The sequence below is a fragment of the Janibacter sp. CoH_79_TC_3 genome (genome assembly GCF_058197955.1).
This window is the reverse complement of the sequence record NZ_JBXWIV010000089.1, coordinates 1-272: the sequence shown is the minus strand read 5'-3', so window position 1 is coordinate 272 and position 272 is coordinate 1. Positions and strand designations below refer to the sequence as shown.

The following is a 272-nucleotide window of genomic DNA, read 5'->3' as shown; positions in this document are numbered from 1 at the left end:
ATGTGGTGGTTCCCAGGCATTTATGATGCCGGCACAGTTTATGTTTGATAAGGAGCTGGAGACCCCGTCAGGTATCTATACATCGAACCAGTTTGTACATGAAGTGCCGAAGGCATTAGGCAAGGATTCCGTCGTTATTACATGTTCTCATTCGGGAAATACACCAGAGACTGTCAAGGCAACCGAGATGGCAAGATCCATGGGTGCAACGACGATCGCATTATCGAACCTTGTGGATTCTCCACTGTGGAACGCAGCAGAATATCCGATCC

At 48.2% G+C, this 272-nt stretch carries 1 protein-coding gene; it reads left to right on the top strand.

The window, feature by feature from the left end; translation table 11 throughout:
* The coding region (locus AC2FA3_RS15190; protein WP_490510312.1) for an SIS domain-containing protein at positions 1 to 272 on the top strand (272 nt) is incomplete at both ends.